This is a genomic window from Nocardioides marinus (assembly GCF_013408145.1).
Taxonomy (GTDB): Bacteria; Actinomycetota; Actinomycetes; order Propionibacteriales; family Nocardioidaceae; genus Nocardioides; species Nocardioides marinus.
On record NZ_JACBZI010000001.1, the window covers coordinates 3802430 to 3823072 of the forward strand.

The 20643-nt window shown below is 73.3% G+C and carries 18 protein-coding genes; 10 read left to right on the plus strand and 8 right to left on the minus strand.

All coding sequences use genetic code 11. The features are described 5' to 3' along the window. Positions 1 to 37: 37 nt before the first annotated feature. Positions 38 to 1927 (plus strand): alkaline phosphatase D family protein, encoded by a 1890-nt coding sequence (locus tag BKA05_RS17840; RefSeq protein WP_179532633.1) that lies wholly within the window; start codon positions 38 to 40, stop codon positions 1925 to 1927. A 52-nt stretch (positions 1928 to 1979) separates the two neighbouring features. On the opposite strand, the gene BKA05_RS17845 is transcribed toward BKA05_RS17840, so the two are convergent. After that, on the minus strand, positions 1980 to 2456 hold the full coding sequence (locus BKA05_RS17845) for an SRPBCC family protein (RefSeq protein ID WP_179532634.1): 477 nt from the start codon (positions 2454 to 2456) through the stop codon (positions 1980 to 1982). Positions 2457 to 2511: 55 nt separating this feature from the next. Next, the gene (locus tag BKA05_RS17850) at positions 2512 to 3960 is read right to left on the minus strand and encodes a CCA tRNA nucleotidyltransferase (protein ID WP_179532635.1); all 1449 of its coding nucleotides are present in this window, start codon (positions 3958 to 3960) and stop codon (positions 2512 to 2514) included. Between the two features lie 76 nt (positions 3961 to 4036). On the opposite strand from BKA05_RS17850, the gene BKA05_RS20425 reads away from it, so the two are divergent. The 7 genes from BKA05_RS20425 (at position 4037) to trxA (ending at position 13132) form a co-directional block, all read left to right on the plus strand. Further along, the gene (locus BKA05_RS20425; RefSeq protein ID WP_179532636.1) at positions 4037 to 6328 is read left to right on the plus strand and encodes a DUF6049 family protein; all 2292 of its coding nucleotides are present in this window, start codon (positions 4037 to 4039) and stop codon (positions 6326 to 6328) included. Further along, a complete protein-coding gene (gene murJ / locus BKA05_RS17860; RefSeq protein WP_179532637.1) occupies positions 6325 to 7983 on the plus strand; it encodes a murein biosynthesis integral membrane protein MurJ in 1659 nt (552 codons plus the stop codon). Before BKA05_RS20425 ends, murJ begins: the two co-directional genes overlap by 4 nt. 110 nt (positions 7984 to 8093) lie before the next feature. Continuing rightward, positions 8094 to 9965, plus strand: coding sequence for a protein kinase family protein (locus BKA05_RS17865; RefSeq protein ID WP_179532638.1), 1872 nt, complete (start codon positions 8094 to 8096; stop codon positions 9963 to 9965). Further along, positions 9962 to 10678: an RNA polymerase sigma factor SigM gene (gene sigM / locus BKA05_RS17870; protein WP_179532639.1), complete on the plus strand. Its 717-nt coding sequence runs from the start codon at positions 9962 to 9964 to the stop codon at positions 10676 to 10678. Before BKA05_RS17865 ends, sigM begins: the two co-directional genes overlap by 4 nt. A gap of 41 nt (positions 10679 to 10719) precedes the next feature. Further along, positions 10720 to 11541, plus strand: a complete 822-nt coding sequence (locus BKA05_RS17875) for a hypothetical protein (RefSeq protein WP_179532640.1) — start codon at positions 10720 to 10722, stop codon at positions 11539 to 11541. Between the two features lie 169 nt (positions 11542 to 11710). After that, positions 11711 to 12700 carry a thioredoxin-disulfide reductase gene (trxB, locus tag BKA05_RS17880; protein ID WP_179532641.1) on the plus strand — a complete coding sequence of 330 codons (990 nt, stop codon included), beginning with the start codon at positions 11711 to 11713 and terminating at the stop codon, positions 12698 to 12700. 105 nt (positions 12701 to 12805) lie between these two features. Continuing rightward, a complete protein-coding gene (gene trxA, locus BKA05_RS17885; RefSeq protein WP_292605097.1) occupies positions 12806 to 13132 on the plus strand; it encodes a thioredoxin in 327 nt (108 codons plus the stop codon). A 108-nt stretch (positions 13133 to 13240) separates the two neighbouring features. Here the strand turns inward: trxA and BKA05_RS17890 are convergent, their stop codons facing one another. Continuing rightward, on the minus strand, positions 13241 to 13912 hold the full coding sequence (locus tag BKA05_RS17890) for a GNAT family N-acetyltransferase (RefSeq protein WP_179532642.1): 672 nt from the start codon (positions 13910 to 13912) through the stop codon (positions 13241 to 13243). A gap of 114 nt (positions 13913 to 14026) precedes the next feature. On the opposite strand from BKA05_RS17890, the gene BKA05_RS17895 reads away from it, so the two are divergent. Next, a complete protein-coding gene (locus BKA05_RS17895) occupies positions 14027 to 15352 on the plus strand; it encodes an aminotransferase-like domain-containing protein (protein WP_179532643.1) in 1326 nt (441 codons plus the stop codon). 52 nt (positions 15353 to 15404) lie between these two features. Beyond that, complete coding sequence (locus BKA05_RS17900) at positions 15405 to 16169, plus strand: 1-acyl-sn-glycerol-3-phosphate acyltransferase (RefSeq protein ID WP_179532644.1); 765 nt, start codon at positions 15405 to 15407, stop codon at positions 16167 to 16169. Positions 16170 to 16236: 67 nt separating this feature from the next. Here BKA05_RS17900 and BKA05_RS17905 read toward each other — a convergent pair whose 3' ends face one another. From BKA05_RS17905 to yidC, 5 genes are all read right to left on the minus strand, one after another. Further along, the gene (locus BKA05_RS17905) at positions 16237 to 17244 is read right to left on the minus strand and encodes a ParB/RepB/Spo0J family partition protein (protein ID WP_179532645.1); all 1008 of its coding nucleotides are present in this window, start codon (positions 17242 to 17244) and stop codon (positions 16237 to 16239) included. After that, entirely contained in the window at positions 17241 to 18179 is a 939-nt protein-coding gene (locus tag BKA05_RS17910) for a ParA family protein (RefSeq protein ID WP_343045742.1), read from the minus strand. Before BKA05_RS17910 ends, BKA05_RS17905 begins: the two co-directional genes overlap by 4 nt. Before the next feature lie 170 nt (positions 18180 to 18349). Further along, entirely contained in the window at positions 18350 to 19045 is a 696-nt protein-coding gene (gene rsmG / locus BKA05_RS17915; RefSeq protein ID WP_343045743.1) for a 16S rRNA (guanine(527)-N(7))-methyltransferase RsmG, read from the minus strand. A gap of 61 nt (positions 19046 to 19106) precedes the next feature. Next, positions 19107 to 19640, minus strand: a complete 534-nt coding sequence (locus BKA05_RS17920; RefSeq protein ID WP_179532646.1) for a Jag family protein — start codon at positions 19638 to 19640, stop codon at positions 19107 to 19109. After that, positions 19637 to 20641: a membrane protein insertase YidC gene (gene yidC, locus BKA05_RS17925; RefSeq protein WP_179532647.1), complete on the minus strand. Its 1005-nt coding sequence runs from the start codon at positions 20639 to 20641 to the stop codon at positions 19637 to 19639. Before yidC ends, BKA05_RS17920 begins: the two co-directional genes overlap by 4 nt. Between the last annotated feature and the right edge of the window lie 2 nt (positions 20642 to 20643).

The window sequence follows — 20643 nt, forward strand, 5'->3', positions numbered from 1 at the left end:
TCGTTCCACGTCCGGAGGTGCACACACGATGACACCGATGGACCGCCGGGGCTTCCTGCGCTCGGGCACCGCAGTGGGCGCGCTGGGACTGGGAGTGAACCCGGTCGTGGCGACGTCGGCCGCCGAGGCGCGCGCCGCCCGACGCTACCGGCGCAGGCTGCCGGACGGCTGGACCTACCCCGTCGCCGAGGAGCTGCTGCCCTTCGGCCACGGCGTGATGTCCGGTGACCCCCTGGCCGACCGGGTCATCCTGTGGACCCGGTTGACCATCCCCGACCCACGCGGGTGGGACTCGACCACCGTCCACGACCCGCAGGGGTTCCGCCGGGTGCCGGTGCGCTGGGTCATCGCCCGCGATCCCGGCCTGCGCCGCGTCGTGCGCCGGGGCCGGGTCACCACCAGCGCCCGCCGCGACTGGACCGTCAAGGTCGACGCCGACCGGCTGCCCTCCGCCACGACGCTCTACTACGCCTTCGAGGCGCTGGGCTGGCGCTCGCCGGTCGGGCGCACCCGCACGGCCCCCGCCCCCGGCGACGAGGTGGGCAGCCTGACCATCGCGCACTTCGCGTGCACGTCGTGGTGGCACGACGTGTTCAACTCCTTCGCCCGCGTCGCCGAGCGCGACGACCTGGACCTGATCACCCACGCGGGCGACCACGTCTACGACAACTCCGGCGGGCACCCGGCCTCCCGGGTCTGGGCCGACCAGTGGTCCTGGGACGGCGACGTGGACAACGCCGACGTCCGCACCCCGGCCGAGCTGCGCCGGCGCTACGCGCTCTACTACGCGGACCCGCAGCTGATGGCCGCCCACCACGCCGCGCCCTGGGCGATCATGGCCGACCAGCACGACTACGACCCCTCGACGACCGACGGCGTCACGACCCTGTCGACCGAGCAGGCCGGTCGGGTCTTCTTCGAGTGGACGCCGGTCCGTCCGCCGCTGCCCGACGGCAGCGGTCGCTTCCCCGCCTCCCCCGGCCCGCGCAAGCAGGTGCCGGTGCCACGCGGCGACGCCACGCTGCTCAGCTACCGGGTGCTCCCGTTCGGCGACCTCGCCGACGTCGTCCTGCTCGACGTACGACGCTTCGCCGGTCGGGACGGGGAGACCTCCCAGGTCCTCGGCGACCGGCAGTGGGCGTGGCTGGAGCGGACGCTGCTCGCCTCGCGCGACCGTGCGGCCTTCCGGGTCGTGGTCAACCAGGTCAACCTCGGCCAGCTGCGCGCCTTCAACCTGCCGGCGGCCTCCGCGTTCGCCCAGGCCTTCGGGGTGGACCCCAACGCACCGGAGGGCGAGATCTACACCACGGCGTGGGGCGGTCAGCCGGCCGAGCGCACCCGGCTGCTGGCCTGGCTGCGGGAGCAGGGGATCCTCGACAACGTCGTGCTCTCCGGCGACAGCCACGGGTTCTTCGGCAACGACCTGGTCGAGGACCCCCAGCTCCCGGCGTACGAGCCGCTGACGGGCGGCGGCACGCTGGGCGCGGTGGGCGTCGAGATGGTCGGCTCGACCGCCGGCCGGCCCGGCGGGCAGGACGTCATCGCCGAGGAGCTCTACTTCGCCGTGGTCGGCGGCAGCCGCGGAGCGGCCTTCGCCGACGCCGAGGGGTTCGACGCCCGCTACCGCCCGGCCGCGCTGGCGGCGACGCTCGCGCTGGAGGCCGCGGCCCAAGTGGCCAACCCGCACCTGCGCTACTTCAACTGGCGCGCCGACTACGGCCACACCATCGTCTCGGTGCAGCCCGACCGGGCGGTGGTGGAGTGCTGGAGCACGCCGCAGCGCACGGTCTCCCCGGAGCAGACGCTGCTGACCCAGCTCACCACGCCCCGGGGGGCACCCCACCTGACCCCGGTCCTGCAGCCCGACCCGGTGGCCGGGCCGCGCAGGGGACGCAGCGCACCTCGAGCCCGCACCCGGCGGGCCTAGACGTGCCGGGCCGGCGCATCCTTCCGGAAGGACGCGCCGGCTCGATCGCTCCTCAGCCCTCCGCGGCGGCCTTCACCCGCTCGAGGGTCCTGCCCATCCCGGTGGTGAGCTCGTGGGCGAAGGCGTCCATGCCGCCGAGGGCGACCTTGGTCAGCCCCTTGGAGAGCCCGGAGATGCCGTCGGGCGCCTCCCGGCGGTGGGTCACCTTGGTGCGCGCCCCGCCGTCGAGCGGCTCGAGCTGGAAGGACCAGATGGTGCGGTTCTCGGTGACCCGGAAGGCCAGGTCGCTGTGCGGGGTGAAGCGCACGACCTTGGCGTTGGTGGGCCAGCGCTTCCACCCCTGCTGGTTGAGGTTGATCATCCGGGCGCCCTGCTTGACCTCGCCGCCGACGACCCACGTGCGCACGACCTGGTCGCTCCACTCGCTCATGCGCGGCAGGTCGGCGAGGAGGGCCCAGACCTGGGCGGGGGCGGCGTCGATCTCGATGCTCGCGGTGAGCTCGTCGGAACTGGTCTGAGGGGTCGTCATGAGACGGGACCGTACCGCCGGTACGCCGGCGTCGTCACCGGTGGTCGCGCAGCGGTCAGCCGCGGGCTGCCCACCAGGCGTGCAGCTCCTCGGTGGCGCGCTCCTCCCCGAGCGGGCCGTGGTCCATCCGCAGCTCGAGCAGGTGCCGGTAGGCCTCGCCGACCTCGCGACCGGGCCCGATGCCGAGGATCGTCATGATCTGGTTGCCGTCCAGGTCGGGGCGCAGGGAGTCCAGCTCCTCCTGCTCGGCCAGCCGCTCGATCCGCTCCTCGAGGTCGTCGTAGGTGCGGCGCAGCCGCTCGGCCTTGCGCCGGTTGCGGGTCGTGCAGTCGGCGCGGGTGAGGATGTGCAGCCGCTCGAGCTGGTCGCCCGCGTCGCGGACGTAGCGGCGCACCGCGGAGTCGGTCCACTCCCCGGAGCCGTAGCCGTGGAAGCGCAGGTGCAGCTCGACCAGCGTGCAGACCGCGTCGATCTGGTCGTTGGAGAAGCGCAGCGCCTTCATCCGCTTGCGGGTGATCTTGGCGCCGACGACGTCGTGGTGGTGGAAGGTGACCGTCCCGTCGTCGAGGAAGCGGCGGGTCCGCGGCTTGCCGACGTCGTGCATCAGCGCGGCGAAGCGGCTCACGAAGTCCGGCTCGCCACCCAGCCGGTGCTCGAGGTCGATGGCCTGCTCCAGCACGGTCAGCGTGTGCTCGTAGACGTCCTTGTGCCGGTGGTGCTCGTCGCGCTCCAGCGCGAGGGCCGGGAGCTCGGGCAGCACCCGCTCGGCCAGCCCGGTGCGCACCAGCAGCGTCAGCCCGCGCCGCGGCCAGGGGGCGCAGACCAGCTTCACCAGCTCGTCGCGCACCCGCTCAGCGGAGATGATGTCGATCCGCTCGGCCATGGCCGTCATCGCCTCGACGACGGCCTCGTCGACCTCGAAGCCGAGCTGCGCGGCGAAGCGCGCGGCCCGCATCATCCGCAGCGGGTCGTCGGAGAAGGAGTCCTCGGGGGTGCCCGGGGTCCGGATCACCCGGTGGGCGAGGTCGACCACACCGCCGTACGGGTCCTCGATCTCGCGGCCGGGCAACCGCACCGCCATCGCGTTGACGGTGAAGTCGCGTCGCCCGAGGTCGCCGCCCAGGTCGTCGCCGTAGGAGACCTCGGGCTTGCGGGAGGCCGGGTCGTAGGCCTCGGCGCGGTAGGTCGTGATCTCGACCTGCCACTCCCCCCGGCGGCAGCCGATCGTCCCGAACTCGCGGCCGACGTCCCACACGGCGTCGGCCCACCCGGCCAGCAGTCGCTCGGTCTGGGACGGTCGCGCGGAGGTGGTGAAGTCGAGGTCGTGGTGGGCACGGCCGAGCATCGCGTCGCGCACCGGACCCCCCACCAGGGCCAGCTCGTGGCCGGCGTCGGCGAAGCGACGACCGAGCTCGTCGATCACGGGGGCCAGCCGGTCGAGCTCGGCGGCCACCGCGCGCTGCACCTCGACGATGCTGAGGGGGGCCGGCTCTGCGTGGGACACGGGCGAGCAGTCTATAGACCCGCGGCTCCCGGCCCGGCTGACCGGGTGCCACCGGTGCAGCAACTATCCTCGCCGCGTGGTCCCCCGGTCGTCGTCGCCTGCCCTCCGGGCGTCGGCGACGCTGCTGGCCCTGACCCTGGCCACGCTCTCCGGCCTGCTGGCGCCGGCCGCGCCGTCCGTGGGCGCGACGGTCCCGCCCGAGCCGGTCGAGCCCCTCGAGGTGACGATCGAGACGCTCACGCCGGGGGAGATCCCGACCTCGGGCACGATCGAGGTCGGTGGCACCGTCACCAACGTCGACGACGAGACCTGGACGACCATCAACCTCTACCCGCTGGTCGGCGGGGAGCCGATGACCACGCCGGCCCAGCTGCGCGAGGCGCGACGCACCGACCCGCTCTCCTACGTCGGGGACCGGGTCACCAGCCCGGGCCCGTACGCCGTCATCGACCGGCTGGAGCCGGGCCAGAGCGCGACGTACTCCTTCACGGTGGCCCGCTCCCGGCTCGACGTCGGCGCGCGCGGCGTCTACTGGTTCGGGGTGCACGCGCTGGGTCAGGACACCGCGGGTCGCGACTCGGTCGCCGACGGCCGCGCGCGGACCTTCCTGCCGCTGGTCGAGCAGTCCTCGGCCGGTCGGCGCCCCGACGGCGCCGACGTGACCTCACCGGTCCCGGTGGCGCTGGTGGTCCCCCTGCGGCGGCGCATCCTGCACGCGGGCGACGGCTCGCTGTCGGAGACCGACGTGTGGTCCGAGGAGCTCGGCAGCAACGGCACCCTGGGCCGGCTGGTGAGCATGGGCGCCCAGGCCGACGGGGCCCCGATCACCTGGCTGGTGGACCCGGCCCTCACCGTCGCGGCCGCCCACCTGGCCGCCGGCAACCCGGGCCGGTCCCTGGCCCCCACGCTCGACCCGGACGCTCCTGACCCCGACGCCGAGACGCCCGACCCCGAGACGTCGTCGGGCGCGGACGCCCCGACCGACCCCGCCACCGGTGCCGACGGCTCCGAGGCTCCCGACGAGTCCGTGGGGCCCACGGCCGCGCCGTCCCCCACCGGATCGCTGGCGCCGGACCCGGTCGACGCCGACGACCTCGACCCCGCCGTGCGCTCGCTCGCCCGGGCGGCGCAGGGGTGGCTGGACTCCCTCGCCGAGGCCGTGCGCGGTAGCCAGCAGGTGCTGGCGCTGCCCTTCGGGGACCTCGACGTCGCCGGCGCCGCGCAGCAGGATCCCCGGCTCTACGCCCAGGCCCGCCGGCTCAGTGGGGGCACCCTCCCGCGCGTCGGTTCCGAGACCGACCCGGGGCTGTCCTCCCCGCTGGGCTACCTCGACGCCCAGGCGATCGGCATCGCCGACCCCGCCGAGACGATCCTGATGACCGACCTCGAGGTCGGGCTCGACGACGACGGCCGCGCCCCCACCGTGGTCTCCGTCGACGGTCGCGAGGTCGTCGTCTCGTCCTCCGGTGCCGCCCAGGGCGGCCCGGGCCCCGGGCGCCGGCTCAGCGCGGTGTCCATGCGGCAACGCATCCTCAGCGAGGCCGCCCTGCGCACCCTCGACCCCGACCCGCAGCCGCTGGTCGTGGTCCTCCCGCCCGGCTGGGCACCCGACGACCCGGGGGCCGTCATCGACGAGCTCGACACCTCCTGGGTCGACCTCGACACCGTCGAGGACGCCGTGTCCGGCGTGGAGCCCACCGTGGTCGCGCCGACCGACCTGCGCTACCCCGCCTCCCAGCAGGCCTCCGAGCTCGACGCCGGCGCCGTCGCCGCGGTCGACGACCTGGTCGCCGCCGGCGAGGTCCTCCAGGACGTGCTGACGCTCAACGACCGCGTCGGCGACGTGGTGGCCGGGGAGGCGTTCGCCGCGGCGTCGTACACCACCCGGCCGGTGCGCCGGCGGGCCCGGGAGAGCCTCACCTCCGGCACCCGCTCGGTGCGCGACCTGCTCGCACGCATCGGCGTCACCACGCCCACCGGCGTCACCCTCTCCAGCGCCAGCGGACGGCTCCCCGCGACCGTCGTCAACGACCTCGAGGAGCCGGTGACCGTGCGGCTCGACGCCCGCTCCGACCTGCCGATGACCCTGGGCGTCCCCGACTCCATCCAGGTCCCGGCAGGGGGCCGCGTCGGGGTGCTGCTGGAGGCCACGACCCAGCGACAGGGCATCCACAACGTCTCCCTGCTGGTCACCTCCGTGGACGGCGTGCCGCTCGGTGGCCGTGCCGACCTCCCGATCCGCTCGGCCCAGGTGAGCAGGGTGATCTGGCTGATCATGGGCAGCGGTGCGGTGCTGCTCTTCGGCATGATCGGCCTGCGCCTGGTCCGCCGGGTGCGCGAGGCCCGCCGTGCCGGGGCGCCCTCATGAGCGGTACGCCGACGGGTGAGGCGGCCGAGGAACGCTCGGTCCTGAGCAGCTCGGCGGTGATGGCGGCCGGCACCACCTTCTCCCGGCTCTCGGGCTTCATCCGCTCGGTGCTGCTGGCCGCGGCGCTGGGCAACCTCGTCCACGCCGACGTGTTCACGATCGCCAACACGATCCCGAACATGCTCTACATCCTCCTGGCCGGCGGCGTCTTCAACGCCGTGCTGGTGCCGCAGCTGGTGCGGGCGATGGGCAACGACCCCGACGGTGGGGAGGCCTACACGAACCGGGTCGTCACGCTCGCCGCGCTGTTCCTCGGCGTGGTCACGATCGCCCTGGTCCTGGGCGCGCCCTGGGTGGTGGACCTCTACACCTCCGACGACTGGCCGCCGGACGCGATCGAGTCCACGGTGGCCTTCGCGCGGCTGTGCCTGCCGCAGGTCTTCTTCTACGGCATGTTCGTGCTGGTCGGGCAGATCCTCAACAGCCGCGGCAGCTTCGGGCCGATGATGTGGGCCCCGATCGCCAACAACGTCATCTCCGTGGCGACGCTGGTCGTCTACCTGGTCGTCTTCGGGGCGGCCGACGGCGACGAGCGCACCGCGGGCTACACCGGCGGCCAGGAGCTCCTGCTCGGCCTGGGCTCCACGCTGGGCATCGCCGTCCAGCTGCTGGTCCTGCTGCCCTACCTGCGTGCGGCCGGGTTCCGCTACCGCCCCCGCTTCGACTTCCGTGACACCGGGCTCGGCCACACGCTGCGGCTGGGGACGTGGACGGTCCTGTTCGTCGTCGTCAACCAGCTGGCCTACACCGTCGTCGTGCGGCTGGCCTCGACCGGCACCGGGACCGGCGACCCCGAGGGCACCGGCTACACCGTCTACTCCTCGGCCTTCCTCATCGTGATGGTGCCGCACTCGGTGATCACGGTCTCCTTGGCCACCGCGATCCTGCCGCGCCTCTCCCGCGCGGCCGCCGAGGGCGACCTGGCCCGGCTGGGCGCCACCCTCGCGCGCACGATGCGCACCTCGTTCGCGGTGATGGTGCCCTTCGCGGCGCTGCTGCCGCTGCTGGCCCCCGAGCTGGCGCGACTGCTGCTGGGGTACGGCGCGGCGGCGGACACCGTCGACAACTACGTCCCCACCCTGGCGCTCTTCGGCCCCGCGGTACTGCTGTTCACCGCGCACTACCTCGTGCTGCGCGGGTTCTACGCCCTGGAGCAGACCCGCACCGTCTTCTGGAACCAGTGCGCCGTCGCGGCCACCAACGTCGCGGTCGCGGTGGCGGTCGTGACGCGGACCGACGCCGCGTGGACCTCGCCCGGCCTGGTGGTGGCCTACGGCTCCGCGTACCTCGTCGGGGCGGTGCTGTCCTTCCGCACGCTCTCGGGTCGGGTCGGCGGGCTGCAGGGCCGGGAGCTGCTGCGCTTCTGCGTCCGGATCGGCCTGGTCGTCGCCGTGTCCACCGCGCTCGCCTGGGGCGTGCACGCCGGGTTGGACCTCTGGGCCGGCGAGGGGCCGCCGCTGCCGGGCCGGCTGTGGTCGGCGGCGGTGGTCGCCGCGGTGGCCGGGACCGACGTGGTCGTGTTCCTGCTGCTGGCCCGGGTGCTGCGGATCCGCGAGGTCACCGCCGTCCTGGCGCTGGTCACGCGACGCGGCTGAGCGGTCCCTCCCCGCTCCTCGGCCCGCCCGCCCTACGATGAGGGGAGCACCCGTCCGGGGTGCCCACCCAGCCAGCCAGAACCCCACGACCTGCAGCTGTGAGGAGCCGCGTGCCCGCCTCGATCCGGCCCGGAGACGTCCTCGCGGACCGCTACCGCCTGGTCGACCTGCTCAGCGAGAGCGGTAACGGCCGGTTCTGGCGCGCCCACGACCGGATCCTCGAGCGGCACGTCGCGCTGCACGTCATCGCCGCCGACGACGACCGGGCCGAGGGGCTGCTGGCTGCAGCCCGCCGCTCCGCCACCATCTTGGACCCGCACATCCTGCGGGTGCTCGACGCCGAGCGCAGCGGTCAGCTCTGCTACGTCGTCAACGAGTGGGGCTCGGGGACCTCGCTGGACATCATGCTCGCCGCCGGCGGGGAGCTCAGCCCGCGCCGCGCCGCCTGGGTCGTCGGCGAGGTCGCGGCCGCCTGCGCGCGGGCGCACGCAGCCGACGTGCCGCACGGGCGGCTCAACCCCGAGAACGTCCTCATCGACACCTCCGGGGCGGTCCGCGTGATCGGCTGGTGCGTCGACGCGGCGCTGCACGGACGCCCCACCGGGCGGGTCGCCGACGACGTCGCCGACCTCGCCGGGCTGCTGTACGCCGCGCTCACCGGGCGGTGGGCGGGACCCTCCAGCTCGGCGGTGCCTCCCGCCCCGACCGACCACGGGAGGGTGCTGCGTCCGCGCCAGGTCCGCGCCGGCATCCCCCGCGACCTCGACACGCTCTGCGACGAGGTCCTCAACCCCCAGCCCGGCTGCGGCGCCATGCCCGCCGAGGCCTTCCGCGCGGTGCTGGAGGAGTTCGTCGGCGACCCCAGCGGCCTGCAGGAGTCGATGACCTCCCGCCTGGTCAGCGGTGCCCACGCGACGGTCGTGCTGCCGCAGGTCCCCGAGTTCACCGTGCGCGAGGCCGAGGACCTGGTGCGCGGCGCACCCGCCGAGGGCCCCGCCGCCGCCGGGAGCGAGCCCCAGGGCGCCGAGGCCCAGCCGGAGCCGGCCGCCTCGCCGGCCCCCGAGCGGGCCGAGGAGACCACCGGGGAGGTCACCCAGGCCGAGCTGCCGGGCTTCCTCGTGGCCGAGGGCGAGAGCAGCGCCCCGACGCCGCCCCCGCCCTTCGAGGAGCCGCCCGCCCGGCCGCTCTTCGCGCCCGACCCACCCGAGGGCGCGCCCGTCCGCCGCGCCCGGCACCCCCATCCCGGGCGGGACTCCCAGCAGTACTGGCCCTGGGACACCGAGGCCGGTGCCCGCACCGGCGGCGCGGGTGCCGGCTGGGTCGACACGGGGTGGCCGACGGGCACCGGCCCGGTCGTCGAGGAGGAGGTGCCCGGGCGCAGCTCCTTCCGGGTCGCCGCCATCCTGCTCGCGACGCTCGTGGTCGTGGTCGCGGTGACCGTCGCCTTCAACCTCGGTCGCGGTCGCACCCCGCTCGGCACCGTCCCCGAGGACGAGTCGCCCTCGGACACCGCCAGCGCGCAGGCCACCACCGGGCCCCTGGAGGTCGCCTCGGTCACCGACCTGGACCCCCAGGGCTCCGACGGTGGGGAGTACCCCGAACTCACCGGGCTCGTCGTCGACGGCGACCCGAGCACGACGTGGCGCACCTCCACCTACAAGCAGGACTTCGGGCCCGGTGGCCTCAAGGACGGGGTCGGCCTGGTCCTCGACCTCGGTGAGACCCGCGAGGTCGCCGAGGTGGCGCTGCGCCTGGTCGGTTCGCCCACGGACCTCGAGCTCTACGTCGTCGACGAGCCGCCCACCGGCGTACCCGCCGAGGAGGGGCTGTCGCCGGCCGCGACCGTCTCGGCCGGCGACCAGGAGCAGGTCTCGCTGGAGGAGCCGGCCGAGGGCCGCTACCTCGTCGTCTGGATCACCTCGCTCCCGGCGGTGTCGGACGGCTTCCGTGCCGAGGTGGCCGAGGTGGTCCCGCGCGGATGAGCACCTCGACCGGGCCGCTGGCCCCCACGGACTGGACCGAGCAGGAGGACCGGGACCTCCTCGCCGCGCACGTCGACGGGCACGACGGCGCGTTCGCCGAACTCTTCCGTCGCCACCGCGACCGGCTCTGGGCGGTGGCGCTGCGCACGACCGGCAACCCCGAGGACGCCGCCGACGGGCTCCAGGACGGCATGATCGCGGCGTACCGTCGTGCCGCCTCCTACCGCGGCGACGCCGCGGTGACCACGTGGCTGCACCGCATCGTGGTCAACGCCTGCCTCGACCGCCTGCGTGCCGCTCGCGTGCGCCGGGCCCAGCCCCTGCCCGAGGACCTCGAGGAGTACGGCGCCAGGTCGGCCAGCCCGGTGGAGGGCCGCTCCCCGGAGCAGCCCGACGCCGCCGCGGTCCGTGCCGACGAGCGGCGGCTGGTGCTGGGCGCCCTGGCGACCCTGCCCGCCGACCAGCGGGCCGCGCTCGTGCTGGTCGACATGGAGGGCTACCCCGTCGCCGAGGCCGCGGCCGTCCTGGGCTGCGCCGTCGGGACCGTGAAGTCGCGGTGCTCGCGCGGACGCGCCCGTCTGGCGACCGTGCTGGCCCCGCTGCTGGCCGACCTGGAGGCGGGTGAGCGGGGACACCTCGCGCGACGGAACCCCTCACCGGAGCCGGACGTCGGACCCACGGACGCCCGCGGGCCACCCGCCCCGCAGCCCTGAGGCAGCACCCCGCACCAGCACCCAGACCGGAAGGAACCGTCGTGGCACAGCACCTGAGCCCCGAGCAGGAGGCGCGCCTGCGTCGGCTGCTCGCGCGCTCGCGCCACGACGAGCAGGTCCCCGAGGACGTGGCCGCCCGGCTCGACGACGTCCTGGCCCGGCTGGAGGCCGGGGACCCCGAGCTCACCGGCCCCCGGGCCCGCAAGGCCGAGGTCTACGCACTGGCCGCGCGCCGGCGTCGCACGGCCGCCGCGCTGCTCGCGGCCGCGGCCGCGGTCGTCGTCGTGGGCGTGGGGATCGAGCAGGTCGTGGGCAGCCCCGGCGGCGGGGAGTCCCTCACGGCCGGGGGCGACGCGTCCGCCGTGGAGGAGGAGCCAGAGACCGCGGACCGCACCGAGGGCCGGGCCTCCGGTGACGACCTCGACGCCGCCGGCGGCGAGGAGTCCGCCTCCGAGCTGATGCAGGACTACGCGGCGGGAGCCGAGCTCAGCACCGACGGGTCGGTCACGGAGTTCGATGCCGGCCTGGCCGACCTCGTGGTGCTGCGCGGCCGCCTGGCCGACGTGCGCGAGGAGCGCTTCACCCGCGCCGCCGCCCGGATCCAGCGCCAGGTGCTGGGCGGCTCGGCGAAGGCGCGTGACGGCCTCACCTCCTCGCTGCGCCGCGCCGCGCCCAAGGTCCAGCGGGCCTGGCAGGGCTGCGCGCCGGCCGACTGGGGTCCCGGCACCCCGGTGGCCGTCCTCTACGAGCGCTCCCCGGCCGTGCTGGTGTTCCGACCCGCCACCGGCGACGCCCAGGTCGCCGACCTGGTCCAGTGCGGCACCGGCGAGATCCTGCGCTCGGTCACCCTCCCCGGCCGGTGACGCACCGGCGGCGGGGCCCGTCGCCCCGGTAGCCGACCGGTGAACGTGGGGTGAGCCGTCCCGCACTCCGGGCTGGCGCGGAATGCCCCTCGCCTACGATCGGTTCAACCCCCGTGCGGCCGACCGGTCGCCCACCGTCTGCCACCGAGGCGAGGAGATCAGGACACCCATGTCCGACAGCATCCGCAACGTGATCATCATCGGATCCGGCCCGTCCGGGTACACCGCCGCCGTCTACGCCGCCCGCGCCAGCCTCGAGCCGCTGGTCTTCGAGGGGTCCGTGACCGCCGGTGGGGCGCTGATGAACACCACCGAGGTCGAGAACTTCCCGGGCTTCCGCGACGGCATCATGGGCCCCGCCCTGATGGACGAGATGCGCGCCCAGGCCGAGCGCTTCGGCGCCGAGCTGGTCTCCGACGACGTCGTCGAGGTCGAGCTCTCCGGCGAGGTCAAGGTCGTGCGCACGGCGACCGGTGAGTTCCGTGCCCGGTCGGTGATCCTGGCGACGGGCTCGGGCTACCGCAAGCTCGACCTGCCCCGCGAGGACGCCCTCTCGGGCCGCGGTGTCTCCTGGTGCGCGACCTGCGACGGCTTCTTCTTCCGCGACCAGCACATCGCCGTGGTCGGCGGCGGGGACTCGGCGGTCGAGGAGGCGACGTTCCTCACCCGCTTCGGCTCGAAGGTCTCGATGATCGTGCGGCGCGACGAGCTGCGCGCCTCCAAGATCATGCAGGAGCGCGCCTTCGCCGACCCCAAGCTCGAGATCATCTGGAACTCCAAGGTGGCCGAGATCGTCGGGGAGGACCGTCTGGAGAAGGTCGTCCTCGAGGACACCGTCACCGGCGAGCGCTCCGACCTGGAGGCCACCGGCCTGTTCATCGCCATCGGCCACGACCCGCGCTCGGAGCTGTTGGCCGGGCAGGTCGACCTCGACGACGACGGCTACGTGCTGGTCAACCACCCCTCCACCGCGACCAACCTGCCCGGTGTCTTCGCGGCCGGCGACCTGGTCGACCACCACTACCGCCAGGCCATCACCGCCGCCGGCACCGGCTGTGCCGCGGCCCTGGACGCCGAGCGCTACCTGGCCGAGCTCGAGCACGTGACGTCGTCCCCGGAGCAGGCGCACGAGCGCGCCCAGGCCGAGGTCGGCGCCTGAGCGGTCCGCCCGCCGTTCGCCGGGCGTCGGGGAACATCCCCCGGCGCCTCGGTGTTCACTGACCACAGCAGCAATCACCGATCCCAGACGAAGGGAGCCCCTGTCGTGGGCAACATCTCCGCGGTCACCGACGCCGAGTTCGAGGCGCAGGTGCTCAAGTCCGACAAGCCCGTCCTCGTGGACTTCTGGGCCGAGTGGTGCGGCCCGTGCCGCCAGGTCGCCCCGATCCTCGAGGAGATCGCCGCCACCCATGGTGACAAGGTCACGTTCTTGAAGATGAACGTCGACGAGAACCCCGTCACCCCGGCCTCCTACCGGGTCACCGGCATCCCCACGATCAACGTCTACCAGGGCGGCGAGGTCGTGAAGTCGATCGTCGGCGCCCGCCCGAAGGCCACGCTCCTCAACGAGCTCAGCGACTTCACGGCCTGAGGCGGACGCGCCAGCGGACTCCTCGATCGGTGGTCGAGCGAGCGGCGCGACTGAGGAACGACGTCGCGACCCGCGTGTCGAGACCCGGTCGCTGATGGCAACAGCAGGTCACTGGTCCCCGTCGTCCCCCCGGACGGCGGGGACCAGTGCTTCCGGAGCCGGCACTGGACCCGGGCGTACGACGCCGACCAGCCGCTCCAGCGCAGCCTCGACCTCCTCGACCCAGCTGACGGTGCTGCGCAGGTCCATGCGGACCCTCGGGACGACGGGATGCCCACGATGGGTGCGGAACCCGGTGCGCAGCCAGAAGTCGACCGGCGCCGTGCACGCGGGGGCGCCCGGACCCGCGGCGGCGAACGCCTCCACGGCGCGGATGCCGCCCCGGACCACCAGGTCCCGCGCCGTGGCCTGCACCAGCACCCGTCCCAGGCCCCGTCGGCGGTGCCGCGGGTGCACCCAGATGTCGGTGACCAGGACCGCGTCGGGTGAGGCGGGCGCGGTCGGCACGGAGCCGGCGCCGGGCACCAGCGCCGGAGGGGCGTAGAGGACGGCCGCGAGCGGCACCTGGTCGACGACCAGCACCCGGCCGCAGGAACCCCACTCCCGCAGCAGCTCGGAGACCCAGGCGTCCTTGGCCTCCTCGCGCCGTTCCGCGGTGGCGCCGACGCGGGCACGGTGCACCGGGTCCAGCGCCCAGGTCAGGCAGCCCCGGCACGGGCAGTCCTGCTGCTGGAGGCGCTCGAGCAGGTCGAGGGTGAGCGGCTGGATGCGCCGGGCCACGCTGTCCCTCCTCCCCGCCCGCCCAGGGCGCCGGGGGCGGGGTCGTGGATCGACCCGCCCACGTCTCGACCCGCGCGTGCGTACGACGAACTCATCGTTCATGCTAGGGGGATCATGGACAGCACGCCCGCGCGCACGCACGCCAGCCTCGACTCCTTCGTCGACCGGTATGCCGCCCGCACCGCAGGGATGACGGCCTCGGAGATCCGAGCGCTGTTCGCCGTGGCCTCGCGTCCCGAGGTCGTCTCGCTCGCCGGCGGCATGCCCAACATCAGCGGGTTGCCGCTCGACGTGGTGGGCGGCGCCATCAACCAGCTGGTCCTCGAGCACGGACCGGTGGCCATGCAGTACGGCTCCGGCCAGGGCGTGCCCGAGCTGCGCGAGCAGATCACCGAGGTGATGCGCCTGGAGGGCATCGAGGCGCACCCCGACGACGTGGTCGTGACCGTCGGCTCCCAGCAGGCCGTGGACCTCGTGACCCGGATCTTCTGCGACCCCGGCGACGTCGTCATCTGCGAGGCGCCGTCGTACGTCGGGGCGCTGGGTGTCTTCCGTGCCTACCAGGCCGAGGTCGTGCACGCCGAGATGGACGCCCACGGCCTGGTGCCGGAGGCGCTCGAGCAGGCCATCGCAGCGGTCAAGCGCGCCGGGCGCACGATCAAGTTCCTCTACACGATCCCCAACTTCCACAACCCCGCCGGCGTCACGATGTCGGCGGAGCGTCGCCAGCGGGTCCTGGAGATCTGTCGCCGCGAGGGCGTCCTCGTCCTGGAGGACAACCCCTACGGCCTGCTGGGCTTCGACCGGGAGCCGCTGCGGGCGATGCGCGCCGACGAGGCCGACAACGTGATCTACCTCGGCTCCTTCTCCAAGACCTTCGCGCCCGGTTTCCGGGTCGGCTGGGCCCTGGCCCCGCACCCCGTGCGCGAGAAGCTGGTGCTGGCCCAGGAGTCGGCCACGCTGTGCCCGCCGCAGTTCTCGCAGATGGCCGTCTCGGCCTATCTCGCCACCCACGACTGGCAGGGCCAGATCAAGCAGTTCCGGGAGATGTACCGCGAGCGTCGCGACGCGATGGTCGGCGCCCTCGAGGACCTGATGCCCGCCGGCTGCAGCTGGAACGTCCCCGACGGCGGCTTCTACGTGTGGCTGACCCTGCCGCCCGGCATCGACGCCAAGGCGATGCTGCCGCGTGCGGTGACCGCCCGGGTGGCCTACGTCCCCGGCACCGCCTTCTTCGCCGACGGCTACGGCTCCGGGGCCATGCGGCTTTCGTTCTGCTACCCCACCGCCGAGCGTATCCGCGAGGGCGTACGCCGCCTGGCCGGCGTGCTCGAGGACGAGATCGAGCTGCGGGCGACCTTCGGGGCCAGCCTCGACCGGGACGACGTCGACCGGGGCCTGCCGCCGGGGTACGACGCCCCCGGCACCGACGTCAACTGACCAACCCTCGGCGGCAGCGCTCCCCGGCCTCGGGGCGTGGCAGGATCGGCCCGTGCTGGACCTGACCTATCCCCCGATCATCCTCACCGCCAAGGCCGGCTTCCGGCTGCTGGGGCAACGCTTCGACCTGACGGGCACCGAGCACGTCCCGCGACGCGGGGGTGTGCTCCTCGCGGTCAACCACGTGGGCTACCTCGACTTCATCTACGGGGGGCTGGCCGCCAACCCGTCGGGTCGCAAGGTGCGGTTCATGGCCAAGCGCGAGATCTTCGACCACAAGATCTCCGGGCCGGTGATGCGATCCATGCACCACATCGAGGTGGATCGTGGCGAGGGACTGGCCTCCTTCCACACCGCGGTGGACTACCTGCGTCGCGGTGAGGCGGTCGGCATCTTCCCCGAGGCCACGATCTCGCGCTCCATGGAGCTCAAGGAGCTCAAGACCGGTGCCGTGCGCATCGCCGCCGAGGCCGGGGTGCCGCTCGTGCCCGTGATCTTGTGGGGGACCCAGCGGATCCTGACCAAGGACCACCCCAAGGACTTCTCGCGCGGCAAGACCATCGCGATCCGGGTCGGGGAGGCGATGCACCCGACCGCGCAGGACCCTGTGGCCGAGACCGCCGAGCTGCGCGGGCGCATGGATCGCCTGCTGGAGGAGACGATCGCCGCCTACCCGGTCGACGAGCAGCCGCCCGGCTCCTGGTGGCTGCCGGCCCGGTTCGGAGGCGGGGCACCCACGCCCGAGGAGGCAGAGCGACTCGATGCCGAGGAGAAGGTGCGCCGCGCCGAGGCGAAGCGGGCCCGGCAGCAGAGGTGAGCTGAGCGATAAAGCGATCTAACGCTTTGTCGACTTATTGCTCTACAGACTTATTTCCGTCGGCTGGTCATATCGGGCGGTCGTTCCGGTTGCGCGGGTCGATCACGTCGATGATCCGTCGCAGGTCCTCCAGCGAGGCGAACTCCACGGTGATCTTGCCCTTGCTCTTGCCCAGGTCCACCTTGACCCTGGTCTCCAGTCGGTCCGAGAGCCGGTCCGCGATCTCCGCGAGCCCCGGGGCCGACGGCTTGCGGCGTGGGACCCGGGGGCCCTCGCCCTCCCCGTGGTCCCCGACGGCGACGATCTCCTCCAGGCCGCGGACGCTGATCCCCTCGGCGACCACGCGGGCCGCGAGCCGGTCCTGCAGGTCGGGGTTCTCGACCCCCAGCAGGGACCGGGCGTGCCCGGCGGACAGGACGCCGGCGGCGACGCGCCGCTGCACCGCGGGGCTGAGCCGCAGCAGTCGCAGGGTGTTGGAGATCTGGGGCCGGGATCGACCGATCCGCTGGGCCAGCTCCTCGTGCGTGCAGCCGAAGTCCTCGAGCAGCTGGGCGTAGGCCGAGGCCTCCTCCAGCGGGTTGAGCTGGGAGCGGTGCAGGTTCTCCAGGAGCGCGTCCCGGAGCATGTCGGTGTCCTCGGTCTGGCGCACGATCGCGGGGATCTCGGTGAGACCCGCTTGCTGCGAGGCGCGCCAGCGCCGCTCGCCCATGACCAGCTCGTAGGACTCCGGCCCCGTACGCCGCACGACGACCGGCTGCAGCAGGCCCACCTCGCGGATCGAGTGCACCAACTCGGCCATCGCGTCCTCGTCGAAGACGTGGCGCGGCTGCACGGCGTTCGGCACGATCTGGTCGATCGGGACCTCGGCGAACCAGGCGCCGTCCACCGGGGTCAGGTCGGGGCCGCCGGGTGCGGTGCCCGGGGCGGGGGTGGCGGGCGGCGCCGGGGCGTCCTCCCCGCCGGCAGCGGAGCCCTGGGCCGAGGCCGGCGCGTCCTCTGTCTCAGCCGGTGCGGTGGGGATCAGGGACCCGAGGCCACGGCCGAGACCTCGACGCTGAGGGGGTCGGGCGTTCACAGGCTCACTCCTCGGCTGGCGATCTCACGAGCGGCCTCGAGGTAGGACAGCGCGCCCGGGGATCCGGGGTCGTAGGTCATCACGGTCTGGGCGTAGGACGGCGCCTCGGAGACCCGGACCGAGCGCGGGATGGCGGTGCGCAGCACCTGGTCCCCGAAGTGCTCACGGACCTCCTCCGCGACGCCTGCGGCCAGGCGGGTGCGCGCGTCGTACATCGTCAGCAGGATGGTCGACACCGCCAGCGTCGGATTGAGGTGGGCACGCACCATGTCCACGGTCTCCAGCAGCTGACCCAGGCCCTCCAGGGCGTAGTACTCGGCCTGGATGGGGATCAGCATCTCCTCGCCCGCCACCAGCGCGTTCAACGTCAGCAGACCCAGCGAGGGCGGGCAGTCGATCAGGACGTAGTCGAACCGCTCCTCCCCTGCCGACTCCGCGTCGCCCACCCAGGGGTGGCCGTGGATCGCCTTGCGCAGCCGTCCCTCTCGCGCCACCACGGAGACCAGCTCGATCTCGGCGCCGGCCAGGTCGATGGTGGCGGGCACGACCCACAGGTTCTTCAGGTCCGGGCACGCGGTGATGACGTCATCGAGGACCACTCCGTCGACGAGGGCGTCGTAGGTCGACGGCACGCCACGTCGGTGCTCGACGTTCAACGCGGTCGACGCATTGCCCTGCGGGTCGAGGTCGATGACCAGCACCCGCTGGCCCAGTGAGGAGAGCCCCGCGGCGATGTTGACCGTCGAGGTCGTCTTGCCCACGCCACCCTTCTGGTTCGCCACGACGAACACCCTGGTGGCACGCGGGCGGGGGGCCGGCGGGCGTCGAGAGGCACCCTCACGCATCGAGAGGCTGAACTCGGTGGCCCGAGCCAGGGGCGTCATGTCGTCGGCGACCTCGGGCTCGAACTCGGCCATCTCCGCGGCGGTTCGCACCGCGAACGGGCGAGCCGGCGGCTGCGTCGCGTCGGTTTCACGTGAAACAGCAGCTTGTGGAGAACTGTCCCCACTCTGTGGAGAAACCGGCGTTGTGAGCGTGGGATCGCCGGTGGAAAACTCCTGACCGGACGTTCCGCCCTCGGTGTTCCGAGCTGGGGAACCCATGCTCATCGTGTGCCCTTCCTACGCCCCGAACGCTGCGAACCCGCGCGTCCCCCGACAGATCGTGGCCCTCTTCGCTTCTGCGAGCCTCGGGCAGGACGCCAAGATACCCGCGGCTCGTCCGCCCAGGCCACCCGGACCGCCCAGGTGGGACGTTCCAGCACCTCCTCGCCCAGCGCCCGGGCCACCGCTGCACCAGCACCGTGTCGGGTGAGGGTCGCCTGGTGCTCCTCGATCTCCTCCTGCACGCTGGAACCCTTGAGCGCGACCATCGCGCCGCCGGCCCCCACAAGGGGCAGGCACCAGGAGGCGAGCCGGTCCAGGGGAGCGACCGCGCGGGAGGTCACGACGTCGAACGACCGCGACCCGTGCAGCTCATCGGCACGCCCCCGCACCACCTCGATGGGGAGGCCCAGGTCGGCCACCACCTCCTCGAGGAAGGTCACCCGCCGCAGCAGGGGCTCGATCAGCGTGACCGCGAGATCCGGTCGAGCCAGCGCCAGGGGGATCCCCGGCAGGCCGGCTCCGCTCCCGACATCGGCCACGCGGGCCCCCTCGGGGATCCACTCCTGCACCACTGCGGAGTTCAGCACGTGCCGCTCCCACAGACGCGGCACCTCCCGAGGTCCGATCAGCCCCCGGACCGTGCCCGCATCGGCCAGCCAGGCGACGTAGCGCTCCGCCAGCGCCACCCGCTCCACAGGGAAAACCCCCCGCGCCGCGGACGGCGTGGGGGGTGTTTCACGTGAAACGGGGCCCTGGTCACTCAGGGAGGATCACCACGAAGCGACGGGGCTCGACGCCCTCGGACTCCGAGACCAGACCGGCAGCGGCCACGGCGTCGTGGACCACCTTGCGCTCGAACGGCGACATCGGCTCGAGGGACACCCGCTCACCGGACTCCCGGCACTGCGCGACCGCCGTACCGGCGATCTCCTCCAGCTCCGCGCGCCGGTCGGCACGGAAACCGGAGATGTCGAGCATCAGCCGCGAGCGCTCACCGGTCTCGCGGTAGACGGCCAGCCGCGTCAGCTCCTGGAGCGCCTCCAGGACCTCACCGTCGCGACCGACGAGCTGGGAGAGCTCTGCGCCCACGATCGAGACCGCCGCCCGGTCACCCTCCACGTCCATGTCCAGGTCGCCGTCGAGGTCGGCGATGTCGAGGAGCTCCTCGAGGTAGTCGGCAGCGATCTCACCCTCGTTCTCGAGGGCCTGCACACGCGAGCCCGCGGTCGCCGCGGGTGCCTCGTCAGTCTCCGAGACCTCGGCCTCGGGGGTCTGGGTCGACTCGCTCACGAGCCGCCTCCCTTCTTCTGGTTCTTCTGGGTCTGGGGCTTCTTGCGAGACGCACGCGACTGGCGCTGCGGCTGCTGGCGGGTGGCGGGCCGACGCTGCTCGACCTCCGGCACGGGAGTCTCCTCGACCTCCAGCACGGAGCCGCGCTTGGCGGCCTTGGCGCGGTCGCGGTCCTGCTTGGCCTTGAAGGCGGGCGTACCCGGCGCCGGGTTGTTGCGGATGACGTAGAACTGCTGGCCCATCGTCCACAGGTTCGAGGTCGTCCAGTAGAGCAGCACCCCGATCGGGAACGCGACGCCACCGAGGCCGAACGCCACCGGCAGGACGTAGAGCAGGAGCTTCTGCTGCTGGGCGTAGGGCCCGCTCAGCGCGTCCGCCGGCATGTTCTTGCTCATCAGCTGGCGCTGGGTGAAGAAGGTGGTGGCCGTCATCGCCAGCACCAGGATCAGGGCCAGCACCATGACCCCGCCGTCGCCGCCGCCCTCGCGCCACACGCCCGCGCCCCAGAAGCTCTCGGCCAGGGGGACCTTGCCGAAGATCTTGGACTCGCCGAAGTCCTGGGCCAGGGCGTCAGTGAGGAATCCCTTGCCCTCCTCCTTGCGCGCCGCCTCGTTGAGGAGGTGGAAGAGGGTGAAGAAGATCGGCATCTGCAGCAGGATCGGCAGGCACGACGCGAACGGGTTGGTGCCCGAGTCCTTGTAGAGCTTCATCGTCTCCTGCGCGAGACGCTCCCGGTCGTGGCCGTACTTCTTCTGCAGCTCCTTGACCTTCGGCTGGATCAGCTGCATGTTCCGGCTGGCCTTGATCTGCCGCACGAACAGCGGGATCAGCGCGGCCCGGATCACCAGCGTCAGGCCGATGATCGACAGCGCCCAGGAGGCACCGCCCGTCGGGTCCAGACCCAGGGCCGTGAAGAGCTTGTGCCACGCGATCAGCACGCCGGAGATGGCGTAGTAGAGCGGGGTGGCGATGAAGCCGAAGATATCTCCGATGAAACCCACCG